Raw genomic sequence first — 19,390 nt, forward strand, 5'->3', positions numbered from 1 at the left:
AAAAAGTTTTCATTTCAGTTGATTGTATATAATTATTCACTTTGTTCTAAACTTGTAATATAAAAAATAGTAGCGAAGTTACCTATTGTTATAGACAACTTCACCACTATTCTGAGTATGTTTTCAACTATGATTCACTATAATTTACTACCTTTAAATCATCAGCATCTTTACTACCTTCTAATTCGTAGTTAACATTACCATATTCACCATTCGCCTTGAAGGTTTGACCTGTCACATAAAATGTTTTTCCAACACGTATGATATCAGTAATCTGAGGTTGTTGAATATATAAAGCATTTTGAGATGCTATATCTTTTTTAGTTTCTTTATAGTTTGCTGAATTCTTCTTTAAGTAATCTGATATTACGCTGAAATCATTTTGACTACTTGCACTGTTGAGTGCTGTTGTATATTTACCGAAAAAATTAACAACCTTATTTCTAAAACTGTTTTCTTCTTTCTCTTTTTTCTTTACATATTTATCAATTTCATCTTCATCAAAATTCAATGAAACATGGGTATTATCACGAAGATTATCTGTTTTTACAGTTGTTGCAGATGACTTAAATGTTTTCTTTTTAGCTTGTCCCTCTGCAGAAATCGTAACTTCTTGTGTTTTTGGATATGGACCATATGATTTATCCTTTTTGTATTTATAGGTCTTATCATTTATTTTGACTTTAACTGTATTTTTATCAATGTTACTAGCTCCATTCAATTCTACTTGAATGTATGCTTCATTAAAGTCTTCAGTAACGTCAATTGTTTCATTATTACTATTGTTAAAGTTAAATTTCAACTGACCACTGAATTGTCCATTCTCCATTTCCTTTTTAGCATCAAGTTCATAATCACCTGGAATAAACTTACCTAAGGAAGTCGTCTTATTCTTATCAGCTACTACAGTTTTTTGTTTATCTTGTGATTTAAATTTATATGTAGTATCGTCTTTCGGCTTAACAATTGCCTCTTTCGTTGGTGCAGTAAAGCTCATATTGTCGAACAAGAAATAGCGGCGTCCATTTTTACTAATTCGCAATACCTTCTCACCATTTTTAGCTGTTACAAAGCCCGCTTCTTTCGTCGAACTCTTATTAAGCTTAGTAATCTTGCTATTGACGTCTTTAACAAATTGCTTCATACCGACTTCTTTTTTAATATATTTTATATATGCTGTTGCTTCATTTTCATCAACACTATTATTTTGTGAACTTAATAACGTAGAAAGCTTTTGCGTATCATTATTTTCAATTGCATTGATTAATATTTCAGATTGAGCCTCAGGAGAGTTAAAGTTCCTAACCAAAAAGAAAATAATAATAAGTAAAACAATGATAAAAAATGCAATTCCAAAGGGTATAATTTTACGTATTTTCAAATTAGATGTAGAATTACTTTCTTTAGTTGCTCTCGTCATTTCGTTATCATTCGCTCGCCCTTTAATTCGATGGCCACAATGACGACATTTTCTTTGTCCATCTCGCATATTTCCCCCACACTCAGGACATTTTTGCATTTTATCACCTCTATAATCCTGAATTTTTTACACTATCTCGTTATTTTAACATAACACAACGTGAAACTATATCATTCTATAGATTGTTAGTTATTTGTAATGTCATTGCCAAAAAGTAATTTCTATAGGTATCCTTTTTTATTATAAATTTAATCCGTAAAAATTGATATACGTATTTAGTCTTAAAGAAGTGATAAACTGGTATAATAAAACGATTGTCACTTTATAAATAAGCGCCAATCGTCACTTAAACTTCAATCGCTACAAAATATATCATAAGTAAACTAAATTATATTTGCCTTCACTAATAGTTATTCTCAATATTAACTTGCTTTATTCTATAATCAATTATTTCTAAAACATAGCGTGCTTGTTCTATTTGTTCATCTGACAAATCACTGGAAAGATTACCCACAATATCACTAATGATTTGCTTGCTTTCAACATTAAATTGCTTTCCCAATTCCGTAAGCTTGATATATTTCATTCTTTGATCCATACTTTCTTCTGATTTATCCCATTGTACTAATCTAGCATTGATGAGTTTCTTTATTCTGCGACTTACTGCAGCTTTATTTACACCTTGTCTCTCAGTTATTTCAGTCAATGACAATGCCTTCTCATGTTCTAACATTCTAATAACATATGCCTGTTCTTTAGAGACATGATATTCTTCACGTATTTTAATAGATAGATTTGCTAATAATGTATTAATATCATTTAAAAATTCTTTCATAAATTCAATATGGTTATTTATATCTTTTACCATTTTTCGTCACCTCTGTATCCCCTGTTATTACCCTTATTCTAATTTATTCAAATATACATTTATATAACTAATATTGTAAACCTTTTCATAAGAATCGTTAATTTCTACAAATTTTCCATACATTCGGTCTAAAATAATAATTACATTTGCTAATTTAAGCGGTATAACTTACATTAAATATACAATTGTAATTCGAGGTGACACATGAACATACTCCCTATATTATTAACCTTTATGATTATTGTCATATGCATTGGCATGACTTTTAATATTAATCTATTCGTTCGTCTTAATTTTTTTATTACCCAGGTAATATTAGGATTTATCGTTATAATAATTAACATTGGCGCTCACACATACCCCATTGCTTTATTAATAGCTATGGCAATCGGTATAGCGACACTTTGCTATAGACACAATCATTTAAGACATATTCCTGCAGGTCGCTTATTTTTACAGCGTCTTGGAAAAATCATTTATAAAGTTGGTTTATTTGCTGCTGCTTGTGCATATATCTCTTTAATACCCATTGCGTTTAATGCTATCTTTTATTGGCTAGCTGCTATTGCTTTTAGTACTATTTATGCATTTTTATGTTACGCCGTATGTACATCAAGTTTCTCAAGAGTATCGCTTAACAAAGAAATTGATATAATACTTATATTGGGAGCTGGTATTTTCACAGAACGCGTTACACCAATGTTAGCAGAACGACTCAATAAAGCGCTCGATATTTTTAATGAACATCCAACAGCAACAATGATTGTCAGTGGCGGTCAAGGTCCAGACGAGCCAATATCCGAAGCCTTAGCAATGAGTAGATATCTAGTTGATCATGGTGTACCTAAATCTCAAATCATTATGGAAGACCGATCTACGAGTACCTTTGAAAATATTCAGTACACAACCGCACTATTAAACAACATACAAGATAAGTCAAAGTCTATCATTTGCATCACGAGCCAATTCCATATATTACGTGCACTGAGATTTGGACAAAAATTCCACTTAAAACTCTCTGGTGCAGGTAGTCATACACCCTATCACTTCTTAGAAATCGCCTTAGTCAGAGACTTTTTAGCGTTAATGTACCAATATAAATTCATTTTAACAATCTATTTTGCTTCATTATTCTTTATTTGCATCATGGCTTTATGGCATATTCCAACTTGGTAAAAAAATGAGGTTGAGACATCGTTATTACATTAGAATAACGATTGTGTCTCAACCTCTTATTTATTTCACAATAACGCAAACACTCTATTTTTGATTAATTTGAAATCACTTTGCCTTCATCTAATTCGATTAACTGATCAGCATATGAAAATAAGCGTCGATCATGTGTAATCATTATTCCAATTAACCCTTGCGTCTTAACTTCATTAGCGATCATTTCAACTACTTCTGTTGCACGTTTTGCATCTAAACTAGCAGTTGGTTCATCAGCTAGAATTAACTTCGGTTGATTCATAAACGCTCTCATAATTGCAACTCTTTGTTTCTCTCCACCCGATAACATATTAGGATAAGCGTCTAACCGATGTTGCAAACCAATACGTGTTAATAGTTGTCGTGCCCTTTCCTTTGCTTCTCGTTTAGACATTCCCGCTTCAACCCCTACAGTGACTAGTTGATCTACTACTGTTAAATAAGGTATCAAATGTGAGGATTGAAAGATAAATCCTATATCATGTAAACGCATGCTACTCGCCTTCTTCAAATCACTATACATTGCTTGGTCATTGTATATAATTTCACCAGCACTTTGCGTTAATAATCCACCCAATATATTTAGTAACGTTGTCTTTCCCGAACCTGAAGAACCATTTAATATAATAAATTGTCCATTTTTTGCAGTAAAATTAACTCCCTTTAAAACACGCGTTTCTGATGATCCATTACCAAATGATTTATGAACTTCTTTAACTATTAAACTCACTATTCTCTTCCCCCTATAGCTTCTATTGGATCCACGTTAAATAATTTAATTAAAGATAATAATGCTCCTATCACAGCAACTACAATAAATACCGAAAATACTAATAATAAATTTAATAATGTAATATGAAATGGCATCGTCACTGGCATTATGGTAGATAATAGTAAAATAATCCCAATCGCAACAATAGTGCTAACCATTGTCGTTCCAATAATCTGTACTAATAATGCATTGATGAGATGACGTGTGCTTATACCAATCGCTTTTAATATACCTATCTCAGCGGTCTTTTGTATTGTCATTACATAGAAGAAAGCTGTAAGTACAATTGCTGAAATAACAAATAAACTGATTACCATCATATTTAATGGTGACTGTTCTGCCTGATAACTTGGTATCGCATTTTTAACATCTGCCTTATCATTAATAGCTATACCAGATATTTTTTCCAATGCTTGTTGGTCTTTTTTAGATATATTTATTAATGGATAAACCGTACTCGTCTTTGTATTTAATTTGTTGAACCCTTGATTTGAAATCACTACAACTGAGCTGTGTGCGTACATCGTATCGTTTATCTCGCCGGTAACTTTTAACTTTGTGCCTGATTTCAATTGCACTTGATCACCAATAGTCAGACCTTGTGCCTTTAGTTTTTCATTAATTGCTATCTCATTATTTTTCGTTGGATAACTACCTTTAATTAATTGAGGTTTGTCTTGTTCTAACAAATTAATCATCGTAACTGTCTCTTCATCATCATTTAATTTCAATGTTTGTGAGGCAAGTTGTAATGGTTGTTGGTTAGTGACTTGTTCAATCTCTTGTTGTTTGTGGTGTTGAATATTGGATTGTTCTAATTGTGGTTTTTTATTGTCCTCCATCACAAATTTTTGTGCTTTCATATTATCCAATAGTGACACATTCTCTCTAGCTAAACCTTGAGCAAGTCCGCTAATAAATAACACCATTGTTGCAAGTAACAAAATGATAAACATAATTAAAATATAACGAAATTTATAATATTTCATTTCTTTCCATGCAAGTTTCATATTGAAAATTCACTCCCTATTCGTTGTTATATTAATAAAGTTACAACGCTTATATGAACTCAATATGAACTGATGTGCATATTTAGAAATTTGTTTAGTAGTTATAGTTATGTTTATAATTACAATAAACTAATGGAGGAGACATAAAAGATGCCCACTTGTTTAATCGTTGATGATGATACACAAATCTTAGATTATGTAGCTAAACATGTTAAGCATGAAAGTATAGATACAGCAGTCCATGAAAATGCTGAATCTGCCCTAAAATATTTAGAGCATAATCAAGTCGACATTGCTATTGTTGATATTATGATGGATGGCATGAATGGATTTGAATTATGCCAGCACTTAAAGGAAGATTATCAATTACCGGTAATCATGCTCACTGCACGTGATGCCTTGAGTGATAAAGAACAAGCTTATTTAACCGGAACTGACGATTATGTTACGAAACCCTTTGAAGTTAAGGAATTAATCTTTAGAATTAAAGCGGTACTTAAACGTTATAATATCAATGCTCAAAATGAATTAACTTTTGGCAATTTAACTTTAAATCAAGCTTATTTAGAAATTACAGCCAATTCAAAAACTATGTATTTGCCTAATAAAGAATTTCAATTATTATTCCTGTTGGTTTCTCACCCTAAACAGGTATTTCATAGGGATGACTTAATTGAACGAATATGGGGATTTGACTATGCGGGTGATGAAAGAACCGTGGATGTCCATATTAAAAGACTCAGAAAACGTTTAGAGAAACTTCAAACATCCGTAAAAATTCAAACTGTTCGCGGTTTAGGTTATAAGGTGACAGATTATGTTTAAATCACTGTACATTAGAATTGCAATTTATACGATTGTTGTCATGCTATTAAGTGCTATTATCAGTTTTTTCATAACAAATATTATTTATCATAATACGCTTAAAGCCAATAACGATGCTAAAATTATGCGCACACTTAAAGATGCAAAAAGTTTTCAACAAGATGCCAATATGAGTAACTTGAAACCTTACTTTAAGCATCTAGGAGAAATGAATTATCAAATTATGACCGTTTCGTCTTCAGGTGAGAAGCATTTTTATGGAGAAAGCTTTCGTACAGATAATGTTTCTACACAAGCAATTAAGGAAGTTTTAGACGGTAAGGCATATCATGGAATTAAACATCTTCCATATAATCCAATCGTGACAGGATTTTTTGATAACACGACTAAAAATACTGTCGGAGTACAATTCAAATCGCATAAACAACATTTAGCGGTCTTTATGAGACCTGATATTGGTAAAACGTTTGGTGAATTCAGAATTTTTTTAGCTATATTAATTAGCTTGTTACTATTTATATCAATTATTCTCACCATCACATCTACTTATTCCATTATAAAACCTGTACAACAACTCAAAAGAGCAACTGAATATTTGATGAATGGCGATTTCAGTAAACCGATTCGAATTACTAGGCATGATGAATTAGGAACACTACAATATCGTTTTGAAACTATGCGTCAGTCACTTAAGCAACTCGACGATATGAGACAGTACTTTGTGCAAAATGTCTCCCATGAGATTAAGACCCCCCTCACACATATCCATCATTTATTGGATCAATTAAAGCATAGTAAAGACCATGAAACTGCTAATCACTATATTGATGAAATTCATCAAATTACAACACGTTTAAGCGACCTAACAAAAGCACTACTATTATTATCAGAGTTGGATAATGCTGAGCACTTAACCTTTACAGACACCATTCAGTTAAAGGATTTATTACAAAATATTATTCGTCATGAGCAATTTTCCGCAAATCAAAAGGAATTAATGATTATGACAGAATTAGCAACAGTTGCATTGGTTGGAAATGAACGTTTGTTACATCAAGCATTTCAAAATATCATTACTAACGCGATTAAATATTCCCATCAACATGGCGTAATAGAAATTAATTTAACATCAACTCAAGATGAGATTATTTGTTCTATTACAGATGAAGGCGAAGGCATGTCACTAGAAACACAAGAAAGGCTATTCGAACGTTTCTTTAAAGTACGTAGTAATGATAATAGTAACGGGCTCGGCATGGCAATAACTAAAGCGATTATTGAATTGCATGATGGCACAATTAAGGTAGACAGCAAACCGCAATTTGGCACTAGTTTTACCATCTCATTACCTCGTAATAACACAAGGCATACAGATTAAATTAATTATGTTATACAAACTTACAAATTTTCTTATTTTGAGCGTATTCCTATAAATCTTTAATATAGGTCAAATATTTATAGAAGAAAATACTTAACAAACCTTAATTGTTGTAGAAGATATTTGATGCGCTTACTAAAGTTAGAGCGTCAACAAACCACAATATTGTAAACGAAAGAGTCTAGGTTATAATTACCCAGTATCAATACGCCGTATTGTGATTGCTCGCTTACCTAGGGGGATGGGTCGAGCCTTGGTCTCGACACGCACCCTGCTCCCTCAGGTGTCTCGCAATCAATCGATTTCTTCCGGACAGAGAATCTAAAGCACTTTAACTGATCGTATTCTTAGTACAAAATCAAACGCCTTCTTATAGAACGATTCATCGCTTTAGAGTGAATCCAATTATGGATTGATTGATCAAGTGACTTTATAATGAATTAATCGAAACAGACATTATCTCTGAGATAAAACAAGAAATAAATAACGAGTTAAATGAATTCAAAGATATTATTAATCGTAAGAATAAATAAAAAAGCAGTTAGAAATTATTGAGAAAATGAAATCATTACACTAAAACTGACCACGATGCAACATTCATGAGAATGAAAGACGACATAAGAAAAATAATAGCACTAAGTGATAATCAATTTGAAAATAATAGAAAAAACGATGATTTTTACTGTGAAAATGTAAAAATCATCGTTTTTATTTTAGTCTGAAAGACTACTGACCAAGACTCTTTTCTAGGATTTATCTCCCAAACTCATATAATTATCAGCTATACAAGTGCCATCAATTGTTATTAACACTGTGACAAACTCATAGTTATTAATCAATTTTTAAATTCTGCTTAATTTCTTCATTAACTTGTCGATATAAGGCTTCATTTTCTGATAATCTTTGTCCAAATGAAGGTATAATTTCTTTAATTTTACCTTCCCAATTTGAAAATTCATCCTTATAACAGCGTTTCAATAAATCTAACATTATGTCTACAGCAGTAGACGCACCTGGCGATGCACCTAATAATGCTGATAGTGATCCATCTTCTGATGTGATTACTTCAGTACCAAATTGTAAAGTACCCTTACCAGATTCTGTATCCTTAATCACTTGAACACGTTGTCCAGCAACAACTACTTCCCAATCTTCACTTTTGGCATTTGGTACAAACGTTCTTAAATCTTCCATACGTTCTTCATTTGATAACGTTAATTGTGAAATTAAATATTTCGTTAAATTAATTTCTTTCACACCCGCAGATAACATTGTAATAATATTATTTGGTTTAACCGACTTAATTAAATCCATATTAGAACCCGTCTTTAAGAATTTAGGTGAGAAACCAGCAAACGGTCCAAATAATAGTGTTCTCTTGCCATCAATATAACGTGTATCTAAATGTGGCACTGACATCGGTGGCGCACCAACAGAAGCTTTACCATAAACCTTCGCTAAGTGTTTCTTAGTAATCGCTTCATCTCTACAAACTAAGAATAAGCCACTTACAGGGAAGCCGCCGACATGTTTAGATTCTTTTATACCTGTTTTTTGTAATAATGGTAAACTTGCTCCACCTGCACCTATAAAGACAAAGTCACTTTCATATATTTTAACTTCATTTGAAGTTAAGTCTTTCACTTTAACTTCCCATACACCATCTTTACGTTGCTTTAAATCTTCAACTTGATGTTTATAATTTAATTCAACTTGTTTATCAGCTAAATTATCGAATAATTTTTTAGTCAACGCACTGAAATTTACATCTGTACCTGTTTTATCATATGTAATTGCCATAGGAACATGTGACGTACGACCTTCCATGATAAGTGGTGTCCATTCAGCAATTTTTTCTTTATTATCTGTAATTTCCATATTGCTAAACAACACATTTTTATTTAATTGTTCAACACGTCTTTTTAAGAAATCAACATTCTTAACACCTTGTACAAAACTCATATGTGGTACCGGTTTGATAAATGATTCTGGATGATCAAGTTGACCCTTTTTAACGAGATGGCTCCAAAATTGTTTTGAAATTTGGAATTGCTCATTTATTTTTATCGCTTTTTCAATATCTATAGATCCATCTTTGTTTTCTTTTGTATAGTTCAATTCGCATAACGCAGAATGACCCGTGCCCGCATTATTCCATGCATTTGTGCTTTCTTCTGCTGGTGTAGACAATCTTTCAAACATCTTAATTTCTTTTTCAGGTGCTAGTTCTTTTAATAAAGTTCCTAATGTTGCACTCATAATTCCGCCACCAATTAAGATGACATCTGTTTTGCTATGTATTGTACTCATAACAAACACAGTCCCCCTTTTATATATGATTATAGAACGTTATCTATTTCTAAAACTTAGAAAACAAACACTTCCACTAGCTGAATAAAGCGTTTTCTATAGATAAAAAATAAAAAAGCACATTTCGTTATTATATATAATAAAAAGAACATCGCTATACGATATTCTCTTCCATACTCTTCTAATTATATACGTAATTGTCGAATGAAAAAAGAGATTTCGGAAATTCTACACAATTTTTGTTGATAAGTGTAAACTAAAGAATATGAATAAAAATACATTAAACACTGTCATCATGCACTTCTTCACTATTTAAATCCGCTTAAATTCACAGAAATTTTTGTTGAAATTCAAACTGATTATAATCTCAATTTTTAACATTAACCCTATTCAAGTGTAAAAATGCAACATACCCCCACCTCTAATAAACAAATCTCATTTCCAACTACGACTTAATTCATTTTAAAATGTAATTCATGCTATAATTAATTTTAATTTATGACAAGTAACTTTTGGGGGTTTTTCTGATGAAATCAATCACTTTTTTTATGCATAATGTTTATGCAATGGGTGGTACAGTAAAGTCTATTTCACAATTGGCCAATACTTTAGCTGAAAAAGGACACCAAGTGACAATCATTTCTGTATTTAAATCGAACGATTATCCTTATTTTCAACTTCATGAGTCGATTAAGATTAAACCCTTAATTAATTATCAACTTAGACTATCAAATTTATGGGATATTATTTTCAATCGAATAAATAAATATACCTCATTTACTAAACCGAAGGAATTATCAAAGTTTGAACCTGGTCTAAATCAGTTTTCACATTATATTGAGAAAAAAATGATTCACGCATTAAAGCATGTTGATACAGACGTCATCATAGGTACACGTGCTAGTTTTAATATCTTAATAGCCCAGCATGTTCCTACACACATAGAGACTATTGGTATGGAACACATGAATTTTGATGCTCATCCTGAGCCATATCAACTTGAAATTATATCTGCTTACAAAAACCTAGATAAAGTTACGACTTTGACAACCATTGATCGTGAAAAGTACCAATCAAGATTACAAACACCAGTATTCGTTGTTCCTAATATTATTGATGAACCAAGGCTATACACTTCAAAATCAAAAATCATCACTGCAGCAGGTCGTCTAGAATATGAAAAGGGATTTGATTTACTTATCGATAGTATCAATCCAATTCAACATACAATTCGACAGTTCGGCTATCAAGTCTTTATATATGGAGAAGGTCAAGAACGCAGTAGTTTACAGAAACAAATAAACACATATGCTATGACTGATATTATTAAGTTACAAGGGTCAACACAAGAACTAAACAATAAATTGGCTATGAGCGAAATTACTGTTATCCCTTCTAGAAATGAAGGTTTCGGTATGGTGATTTTAGAAGCAATGAATCAAAGTAATATTGTGGTTAGTTTTGATGGCAATACTGGTCCAGATTCAATTATTGAAAATAATATCAATGGTTATTTAATCGAACATGGTAATATCGAAGCACTTTCTAATAAATTACGTCGTTTAATTAATCAAGAGTTTAAAGAGCACGTTATTTTAAAAAATGCTCATAAGACAGTTGAACAATATGCACCACAAGCTATCTACAACGATTTCTTAAAAATGCTCAACTCCCATTAATGTTATTTTCATAGGTTCGTTTTTGCTATAATCTATAATAAAATACTGAATCATACTTGTTTCACTATTCGTTTATTCAACTTTAACCTTTAATGTAAGTCATGTGACCAATGCTATATTTTAACAGCATGCTAATACCTTGAATGTTATAGTGAATAAGGTTTTATCTCTTAAGACATAATCATTAATCCAATTAATTCAATCTTGAAAACAAAACAAGACACTTCGTTAAATTCTCATCCATACGACTGAATTTGCGAAGTGTCTTGTATATTTTCAAAATATAACATTCCGTTGGTCTTATTTTGTTTTCTTAATCTATATTTATAAATGCTTATGTTCTATTAAACGTTGGCAATCACTTGCAGTATTAACATTTCATTATAAGAATAAATTTAATATATATGTCCATACGCAGATGAAGATTAACATCGCAACACTGTATTTCAATGTCATTTTCAATAATTCTGATTCTTTACCTACCTCTTTAACAGAAGCTGTCGCAATTGCGATGGATTGTGGTGAAATTAATTTAGCTGCAACACCACCAACTGTATTTGCAGATACTAACAACGCACCGTTTGTTCCTATATTCTGTGCTACTGAAGCTTGAATTGGTGCAAAGAGTGAGTTGTTGTTAACAACTGAACCAGTCATAAATACACCTAACCAGCCAAGTATTGGTGATAATAATGGGAACATCGCACCTGTCTTCGCAATACTTTCTCCTAATGCCATACTTAATCCAGCATATGTCATTATTTTAGATATTATTAAAATAAAACAAATAGTAAGAATAGATAACCACAACTCTAAAAATGTTACTTTAAATAGGCGAATTGCATCTTTAAAGTGCACATTTTTAGACATTAAAACCGTAATGATAATAACTAGTAAGATTGCAGTACCTGTTTGACCAATAAAGTTAAATGGTAAAATAATACTTTTCTTTGCTATATCACTATATGTGCCTGGAATTGTAATATTGGCAACAAGTGAAGATAATGCACCTCCAGGAAGGAATAATGCTTTAAATTGCGGTGAACTCCAAATCATAACGATAATTGTTAAAATATAGAATGGACTCCACGCATAAGCAATCGCTTTAACACTATGTTTCGTTGGCATAGTTGGTGCCACATCACTTTGAATTCTAAAGATGTGTTTAGGTTGGAATTTTTTAGAAAATAGCGCTAATGCAACCATCGCAACTAATGGTGGAATAATGTCTGCTAATTCTGGTCCAATAAACACAGTAATTGCTGCTTGCGTAATTGTATAGCTAATGCCAACAACTAAAATTGCTGGTAACGTTTCTTTGACACCTTTAAAACCATCTACTATCCAGATTAATAAAAATGGAATAAACATATTTACAATAGCCAATGTTAATACAGAAATCTGTGAAACTTGCATACTTGTTACGTTTCCAGATAAATTCAATGTATCAATGATTTGTACTGGTATACCAATCGCACCGAATGCACCTGCTGAAGCATTCGCAATTAAACATAACATTGCTGCTTTTAATGGTTGGAAACCGAGTTGTGTTAAGAGTAATGCACAAATTGCAATTGGAACACCAAATCCAGCTGCGCCTTCTAAAAATCCATTAAATGCAAAGGCAATTAGTAAGATTTGTATACGTTGATCTTGAGAGATATTGGCAATACTATCTTGAATTGTCTTAAATTGCCCACTCTCATTTGTGATTTTATAAAGTAATACTGCCATGATAACAATATAACCGATCGGAATAATACCTTGATAAACACCTTCAATCATTGCACCTGATGCTATAGGTATCGGTAATTTAAATAAACCAATTGCAATAACTAATGTCACTATGACTGTAGTAATCGCTGCGTAAATACCTTTCATTTTAAAAACAGTTAAACATAATAAAAATAAGACAATAGGAATTGCTGCTATAATACTTGATAATATAACGTTATTAAACGGGTTAAAACTTTCTACAAACATTTTGACTCACTTCTTCTTTCTCTATAGTTTAAAACTTAGCTAGCAGTTGTTTTAGTTTTTTTTTGTGATTTTTTTCACAAGTTTATTATAACATGCCTTTTGATGAATACAACTGTTTTTTTAAATTTTTAAATAGTTTTTTACCAACTATTTTAGACAATGCAAAAGCATCTTTAAAAATCAACATATCATCTTATATTTTGTTCCATAACACTTATTTTCTACTTGTTTTTAAGGGGATGATTTTATCTAATTTGTGCTACATGGTAAAATAAGCTCAATAACATTTATGCAGAGGGATTTAACATGATAAAACAATTTGAACTTGAAACGTGGGACTTATCAGAACAACAATTAAATAAGTCATTACAAGAAGGCTACACTCATTTTGTAGTCGTAAACAAAAATATTAAATTATATAAGAATATGTTTAAAGCTGTTGAACTCAAGCCTTGTACAATTGTTGCTGACTATACAGTGAATCAACAATATATAAATGACTGCCATTATTTTGGTAAATCAATGATAAATTTTAATGATTGGATAGAAAATATTAATCATTATCCAAATGTAATATTTCATATTGAAACGAGCTTAAAACTATTGCAGCAGTATACTATTACCAAAATATTTGATTTGGCCTTATTATCATTGCTACAAGAAGATGTGGCTACTGATAGTCATGTCGTATTTGATTTTAAAAAAGGATTTAAGACAAGTGATTCTGTGTGGGAAATTGTGCATCATTTTGAACCATTAAACACCACAGCTTTCAATTTAAATAAATTAGCGTATCTGCATGAGCATAAAGCACCTTTCAAAGGGAACGCTACGTTAGCACCAGAGGATATGAGATTTACCGATAAATTATTAAATTCGTTTAATTTTAAATTACCACATTGGATATTCAATCCAATTCAGCAACATTCCATTAATAAGCACCATGCCCAAAGTTATATCTATACAAAAGATCGTTCAAAGTTACAAAATCACATCGTCTTTTTAGGTTTTGACTATGGCTTTAGAGGTAATTCGCGCTATCTATTTAATCATTTTGCAAAGCACTTTAATAAATTACCGATTTATTTTGTAACAGAAGATGTAAATGGCCCTAACTTTATTAAGCCAAATGATCCTAATACAAAATCATTAATCGAAACGGCCCAAGTTGTTATATTAGAGAGTTATATACCAGATGACCTCAAACCAAACGGCACAATCATACAATTATGGCACGGTACACCAATCAAAAGGTTATTTTTAGATAGTCCAGAACCCTATCAAAATTTAAATATTTATAATTATCGTGCGCGAAAATACAACAAATGGTTGCAACAAGATTACTTTGTATGTGATTGCGAGGAAATTATCGACTACTTTAAAACGGCTTTCCCACAGCAACAGACAAATTTATTAAATTGCGGTTACCCTCGTGTTCGCTATTTACTTGATAAACAAAGTGATCAACCTTACTTATCATTTATTAAGAAAGAATTAAAATTAGATCCAGAAAAGCCTATGTTACTCTATGCTCCTACTTGGAAAGCAAATGGAGATCATGCAGATTTACTACCGATTAGTGATGGTCTGTTAAATAAATATAATGTTGTCTTCAAAGGACATATTGAAGATACATCTGACTATGTTCCAGAAAATGCAATCATAGCGCCTAGTCATATTGAAATTCAGGATTTATTACTTGTTTCTGATATCGTATTAACAGACTATTCATCCATCATCTTTGATGCCTTAACAATTGATAAGGTTGTTTGTCAATATACGCCAAATCATGCAAAATATGTTGACGAACGTGGTGTGTATGATGATGTAATGCATTCACTTGCAACAGTACGTTATAGCGATTCAAAGGCATTATTAAATGATTTAATTAGTTATCAAATGACCGAAATTCATAACAATGCCTTTGTAAACAAAGATAATCACGCTTTCGAAACATTATCACACTTGATTCAGAAAGCGATTAAAAAATCATAATCAAATATTATGTCATACAAAAAGATGGTTTCCCTTAGTTAAAGGAAACCATCTTTTTGTATGATTGGAACATAAAGTTTCACACTTTATTACTTCCAAATTATTGTTGGTATGCAGGATCCACAATTCTCACTACACCTTGTTGATCAACCGTTACAATTGAGTACGTTCCCGGTTGTGCTTGGTTTTGGAAACTAAAGATATAGCTGTAATTACCATCGCTACCCTCAATACTATAATCGTTATACGGATTGTTTTGTCCATTTTGTGCATTAATTTCAGCAGTAGCTTGCTCTAATGAATTTTGGAAATTCGGTAAATTTTGTAAAGCTGTTTGTGAATCTACATTTCCAGAAGCAATATTTTGTGATACTGGTACTGCATTCTGTCCTTGATATGGCGCCACATACTGTGATTGTGATCCACTATTATTAGAATTAGCTGTTGATGCAGCTGAATCATTTGCATTATTATTTGCTGCTCCATTTGAAGAAGCACCATTTTGATCTGTTGATGCTGAAGAATCTCCATTCGCATTTGAACTTGTATCAGCACCGTTACTATTGCTGTTTTCACTTGCATTATCATCATTGTTTGAAGCATTGTCCCCTGATTGACTATCAGAGTCATTACTTGCACTATCTGAACCAGAAGCGCCTCCATTTTTGTCACTGTCACTATCACTATTTCCATCTTTATTTGAATCTTTGTCAGAATCTTTATTTGAGTCTTTGTCAGAGCTATCATTGCTCTTCTTGTCATCACTCTTAGAATCTTTTGACTTATCGTCTGTTGATTGCTTATCCTTTGAGCTATCATCATTTTTACTGCCATCGTCACTGCCATTTGAACAAGCAGCTAATGCTAGAGATAAAGTTAAGAAACCTGCTAATAGTTTTTTCATGATTGAAGACCACCTTTGCTTTATTGTTTTACACTTTGATGAAGATAAAGTAGTTAGAGCCAATAAGCCCCAACTACTTCATTAAACAATTCTATAATTATGATTCAGTACCACCTGAGCCACTATCGCTTGATTGACTACTTGTTGAACTGTCACCTGAATTGCTTGAACCGTTGTCACTTGATTGACTACTTGATGAGCCATCACTTGAATTACTTGAACCACTATCACTTGATTGGCTACTTGATGTATCATCACTTGAATTACTTGAACCACTGTCACTTGATTGGCTACTTGATGTATCATCCGATTTGCTTGAGCTACTGTCACTTGATTTACTATTCGAGCTATCTGAACTACTTGAACTATCATCGCTTGATTTACTATCCGAACTATCTTTTGATTCTTCAGTTTTGTCTTTAGCTTTGTCTTTTGCTTTCTCTTCAGTTTTTGCCTTTTCAGAACCTTCGTCCTTTTTACTACCTTCGTCACTACCATTTGAACATGCTGCAAGTGCTAAAGATAAAGTAAGAAAACCAGCTAAAAATTTCTTCATTTTTTTGAAAAACCTCCTAATAGTTTTCATACTCATACTAGATATGTAAATAATCATCATTAAATATGCATATCTCGATGAGTATAGTAACGTTATTCACTTACAAAAAGATAAATAAACGCTTTTATTGGAAATTTCTCCGATTTTTATAAAAAAATGATATAAACTAAATAAAGTTTAACTAACTATTACATTAAATTAACTTTCCAGATTGTTCTTAGTAAAATCAAATTATTAGTGTATTATTAGTGTATTTTTACTATACTATATTTTGAAAACGCTTTACAACTTTTTCTCCATTACCAAATCTGAATCAACTACACTACCTGTTTGAAACTCATGTCTTCCAACCACTTTTAAACCATGCTTTGTATAAAATTTTAATGCAGGTTCATTATATTCCCACACACCTAACCAAATTTTTGTTTTATTTAATTCTTTTGCTTTATTTTCAGCAAATTCGATAATATCTTTACCTCTTCCGCCACCTTGAGCATGAGGTAAAAAGTAAATACGTTGTATTTCTAGATATTCTTCACCCATATCTTCAGTTTGTGCTTCAAGAATATTTAATTTAAAGTAACCTGTAACTTCCCCATCTTCTTTATAAAAATAAGTATAGGATTGTTCATTTTTCAATTCTTGTGTTAATGTCTCAATATTATATGCTTCCTCAAAATATTGATTAAAGTCATCTTCAGAATATCCACCATTCTCGAACGTTGTTTTAAATGTTGTGATACTAATATCTCTTAATATATTTAACTCTGATTCTTTAACTGCTTCTATTTGAAATGCCATTGTGCTATCCCCTCTTTTATTTTCTTTCTATATATATTAAATCAAAATGTACATTTCAATAAAGAAATATCATAATATTTCCATGTTATTTTACTATTAATGGAACAAAATATTTGTTATAGTTTGAAATAATATTGTTTAGAAATTAATTTTAAAATAAAAGCGCTTACCTAAAAACATTGATATTTAGCCATATTGTGTAATATTCAATTACATGATAAAGTGGTTAGTGTTTTTTAATTGTTCATATAAAAATTACATATAAAAGGGAGTGCCATAAGGCAATGACTGAAACATTTAAAGCCTTTGTAGTCGATGAACAAGACGGCAAAGTAACGAATCAAATTAAAAATTTAACTATAGATGATTTACCTGAAGGAGAAGTATTGATTAAAGTCAAATACTCAGGTATCAATTATAAAGATGCTTTAGCTACAGTTGCTAATTCTAAAATTGTACAATCATATCCTATGATTCCAGGTATTGATTTAGCTGGTGTTGTTGAAAAATCTGACACGCCTGCATTCAACCCAGGTGATGAAGTTATCGTAACGGGTTATGATTTAGGTACAAGTCGTTTTGGTGGCTTTAGTGAATATGCTCGTGTGAAAGAAGAACAAATCGTTCAATTACCTAAAGATTTAACTTTAGAAGAATCAATGATCTATGGTACTGCGGGCTATACTGCAGGACTTGCCATTGAAAAATTAGAGCATAACGGCTTGTCTGTTGAAAATAAAGAAGTATTGGTACGTGGCGCTACAGGCGGTGTAGGTACACTATCTGTAATGATGTTAAATGCGATTGGTTATAAAGTAATTGCAAGTACAGGAAAAGACAACGCAGAAGCACAATTAAAAGCATTAGGTGCAAGAGAAGTTATCTCACGTATAACAAAAACTGATGACAAACCACTTGGCAGCCGTAAATGGCAAGCTGTGATTGATCCAATTGGTGGAGATACACTATCACAACTTATCAAACACTTAGATTATGATGGTAGTGTAGCTGTGATTGGAATGACTGGTGGTAATCACTTTGATAGTTCTATCTTTCCTTTCATATTAAGAGGTGCAAACATTATTGGTATTGATTCTGTTTATACTGAAATGAAAGTACGTAAACATATTTGGAGAAGATTAGCTAGAGACTTAAAGCCAGCTCAATTACATGATATTAAACAAACGATTAAGTTTGATGACATTGAAACACATATTAATAATGTCCTAGAACATAAAAATTCTGGACGTATCATTATTGATTTTGAAGCTTAGTTATTGATTCATTATATGCTTTAACTAAAGCAAATTCCTTAAATATTTTAAAGATTCACAAGCTGATATATAAGACACCTCGTTAATTTAGTTTAAATGTATTTATTAAATTAGCGGGGGTCTTATTTTTTGATGTATAAAATTTCAAGTGTGCATAGTGTTTACGTATCATTAGATAAAGTAAATAAGTATCGAACTCAAGACGCTTACCTAGTTTATGAGAATATGTTTATATCATACACATATTGATATAAACATAACTTAGTCTAAGTTAGATACGGAACGTTGCTAAAAATATAACCAACAATCTAACTTATAAATGTAACACTTATGCTTATTCATTTAAAAATTTGAATTTAAAGCGTCATTATAATACTTTCTCTAATCCTCCTGTCCTATTACTTCA

15 protein-coding genes are annotated in these 19,390 nt (G+C 31.5%); 6 read left to right on the forward strand and 9 right to left on the reverse strand.

From position 1 onward, the window contains the following. Window positions 1-127: 127 nt before the first annotated feature. On the reverse strand, window positions 128-1,519 hold the full coding sequence (gene tcaA / locus ACF91D_RS16600) for a membrane-associated protein TcaA (protein WP_119624451.1): 1,392 nt from the start codon (window positions 1,517-1,519) through the stop codon (window positions 128-130). A 304-nt stretch (window positions 1,520-1,823) separates the two neighbouring features. Then, complete coding sequence (tcaR, locus tag ACF91D_RS16605; protein ID WP_107527753.1) at window positions 1,824-2,288, reverse strand: MarR family transcriptional regulator TcaR; 465 nt, start codon at window positions 2,286-2,288, stop codon at window positions 1,824-1,826. A 204-nt stretch (window positions 2,289-2,492) separates the two neighbouring features. Here tcaR and ACF91D_RS16610 point away from each other — a divergent pair, with 204 nt between their 5' ends. Next, window positions 2,493-3,464 (forward strand): YdcF family protein, encoded by a 972-nt coding sequence (locus ACF91D_RS16610; protein WP_107527754.1) that lies wholly within the window; start codon window positions 2,493-2,495, stop codon window positions 3,462-3,464. Window positions 3,465-3,558: 94 nt separating this feature from the next. On the opposite strand, the gene ACF91D_RS16615 is transcribed toward ACF91D_RS16610, so the two are convergent. After that, complete coding sequence (locus tag ACF91D_RS16615) at window positions 3,559-4,227, reverse strand: ABC transporter ATP-binding protein (protein WP_107527755.1); 669 nt, start codon at window positions 4,225-4,227, stop codon at window positions 3,559-3,561. After that, on the reverse strand, window positions 4,227-5,279 hold the full coding sequence (locus tag ACF91D_RS16620) for an ABC transporter permease (protein ID WP_107527756.1): 1,053 nt from the start codon (window positions 5,277-5,279) through the stop codon (window positions 4,227-4,229). Before ACF91D_RS16620 ends, ACF91D_RS16615 begins: the two co-directional genes overlap by 1 nt. Window positions 5,280-5,429: 150 nt before the next feature. Here ACF91D_RS16620 and ACF91D_RS16625 point away from each other — a divergent pair, with 150 nt between their 5' ends. Further along, window positions 5,430-6,104 (forward strand): response regulator transcription factor, encoded by a 675-nt coding sequence (locus tag ACF91D_RS16625; RefSeq protein WP_107527757.1) that lies wholly within the window; start codon window positions 5,430-5,432, stop codon window positions 6,102-6,104. Continuing rightward, window positions 6,097-7,482: a sensor histidine kinase gene (locus ACF91D_RS16630; protein ID WP_107527758.1), complete on the forward strand. Its 1,386-nt coding sequence runs from the start codon at window positions 6,097-6,099 to the stop codon at window positions 7,480-7,482. The genes ACF91D_RS16625 and ACF91D_RS16630 overlap by 8 nt, the downstream gene beginning before the upstream one ends. 831 nt (window positions 7,483-8,313) lie before the next feature. Here ACF91D_RS16630 and mqo read toward each other — a convergent pair. Beyond that, entirely contained in the window at window positions 8,314-9,792 is a 1,479-nt protein-coding gene (gene mqo, locus ACF91D_RS16635; RefSeq protein WP_107512697.1) for a malate dehydrogenase (quinone), read from the reverse strand. A gap of 527 nt (window positions 9,793-10,319) precedes the next feature. On the opposite strand from mqo, the gene ACF91D_RS16640 reads away from it, so the two are divergent. Further along, window positions 10,320-11,471 (forward strand): glycosyltransferase family 4 protein, encoded by a 1,152-nt coding sequence (locus ACF91D_RS16640; protein WP_119624450.1) that lies wholly within the window; start codon window positions 10,320-10,322, stop codon window positions 11,469-11,471. 381 nt (window positions 11,472-11,852) lie between these two features. Here ACF91D_RS16640 and ACF91D_RS16645 read toward each other — a convergent pair whose 3' ends face one another. Further along, entirely contained in the window at window positions 11,853-13,454 is a 1,602-nt protein-coding gene (locus tag ACF91D_RS16645; protein WP_107527989.1) for an L-lactate permease, read from the reverse strand. Window positions 13,455-13,760: 306 nt separating this feature from the next. On the opposite strand from ACF91D_RS16645, the gene ACF91D_RS16650 reads away from it, so the two are divergent. Beyond that, entirely contained in the window at window positions 13,761-15,449 is a 1,689-nt protein-coding gene (locus ACF91D_RS16650; RefSeq protein ID WP_107513064.1) for a CDP-glycerol glycerophosphotransferase family protein, read from the forward strand. 100 nt (window positions 15,450-15,549) lie between these two features. On the opposite strand, the gene ACF91D_RS16655 is transcribed toward ACF91D_RS16650, so the two are convergent. The 3 genes from ACF91D_RS16655 to ACF91D_RS16665 all read right to left on the reverse strand — a co-directional run bounded on the left by ACF91D_RS16655 (window position 15,550) and on the right by ACF91D_RS16665 (window position 17,710). Then, on the reverse strand, window positions 15,550-16,353 hold the full coding sequence (locus ACF91D_RS16655; protein ID WP_107527415.1) for a hypothetical protein: 804 nt from the start codon (window positions 16,351-16,353) through the stop codon (window positions 15,550-15,552). A 97-nt stretch (window positions 16,354-16,450) separates the two neighbouring features. Beyond that, a complete protein-coding gene (locus ACF91D_RS16660) occupies window positions 16,451-16,909 on the reverse strand; it encodes a hypothetical protein (RefSeq protein WP_107527414.1) in 459 nt (152 codons plus the stop codon). A 282-nt stretch (window positions 16,910-17,191) separates the two neighbouring features. After that, the gene (locus ACF91D_RS16665; protein WP_107527413.1) at window positions 17,192-17,710 is read right to left on the reverse strand and encodes a GNAT family N-acetyltransferase; all 519 of its coding nucleotides are present in this window, start codon (window positions 17,708-17,710) and stop codon (window positions 17,192-17,194) included. 284 nt (window positions 17,711-17,994) lie between these two features. Here ACF91D_RS16665 and ACF91D_RS16670 point away from each other — a divergent pair, with 284 nt between their 5' ends. After that, window positions 17,995-18,984, forward strand: coding sequence for an acrylyl-CoA reductase family protein (locus tag ACF91D_RS16670; protein ID WP_042739310.1), 990 nt, complete (start codon window positions 17,995-17,997; stop codon window positions 18,982-18,984). Window positions 18,985-19,390: the final 406 nt, after the last annotated feature.

It is taken from the genome of Staphylococcus sp. 231237_7MaSpsaltlick (genome assembly GCF_043107035.1).

Bases quoted from the DNA above. Each gene is read 5' to 3' on its own strand.
- ACF91D_RS16660 (WP_107527414.1), bottom strand. From the start codon at position 16,909: ATGAAGAAATTTTTAGCTGGTTTTCTTACTTTATCTTTAGCACTTGCA.
- ACF91D_RS16670 (WP_042739310.1), top strand. From the start codon at position 17,995: ATGACTGAAACATTTAAAGCCTTTGTAGTCGATGAACAAGACGGCAAA.
- ACF91D_RS16620 (WP_107527756.1), bottom strand. From the start codon at position 5,279: ATGAAACTTGCATGGAAAGAAATGAAATATTATAAATTTCGTTATATT.
- ACF91D_RS16625 (WP_107527757.1), top strand. From the start codon at position 5,430: ATGCCCACTTGTTTAATCGTTGATGATGATACACAAATCTTAGATTAT.
- tcaA (WP_119624451.1), bottom strand. From the start codon at position 1,519: ATGCAAAAATGTCCTGAGTGTGGGGGAAATATGCGAGATGGACAAAGA.
- ACF91D_RS16630 (WP_107527758.1), top strand. From the start codon at position 6,097: ATGTTTAAATCACTGTACATTAGAATTGCAATTTATACGATTGTTGTC.
- ACF91D_RS16610 (WP_107527754.1), top strand. From the start codon at position 2,493: ATGAACATACTCCCTATATTATTAACCTTTATGATTATTGTCATATGC.
- ACF91D_RS16640 (WP_119624450.1), top strand. From the start codon at position 10,320: ATGAAATCAATCACTTTTTTTATGCATAATGTTTATGCAATGGGTGGT.
- ACF91D_RS16645 (WP_107527989.1), bottom strand. From the start codon at position 13,454: ATGTTTGTAGAAAGTTTTAACCCGTTTAATAACGTTATATTATCAAGT.
- ACF91D_RS16650 (WP_107513064.1), top strand. From the start codon at position 13,761: ATGATAAAACAATTTGAACTTGAAACGTGGGACTTATCAGAACAACAA.
- ACF91D_RS16655 (WP_107527415.1), bottom strand. From the start codon at position 16,353: ATGAAAAAACTATTAGCAGGTTTCTTAACTTTATCTCTAGCATTAGCT.
- mqo (WP_107512697.1), bottom strand. From the start codon at position 9,792: ATGAGTACAATACATAGCAAAACAGATGTCATCTTAATTGGTGGCGGA.
- tcaR (WP_107527753.1), bottom strand. From the start codon at position 2,288: ATGGTAAAAGATATAAATAACCATATTGAATTTATGAAAGAATTTTTA.
- ACF91D_RS16665 (WP_107527413.1), bottom strand. From the start codon at position 17,710: ATGGCATTTCAAATAGAAGCAGTTAAAGAATCAGAGTTAAATATATTA.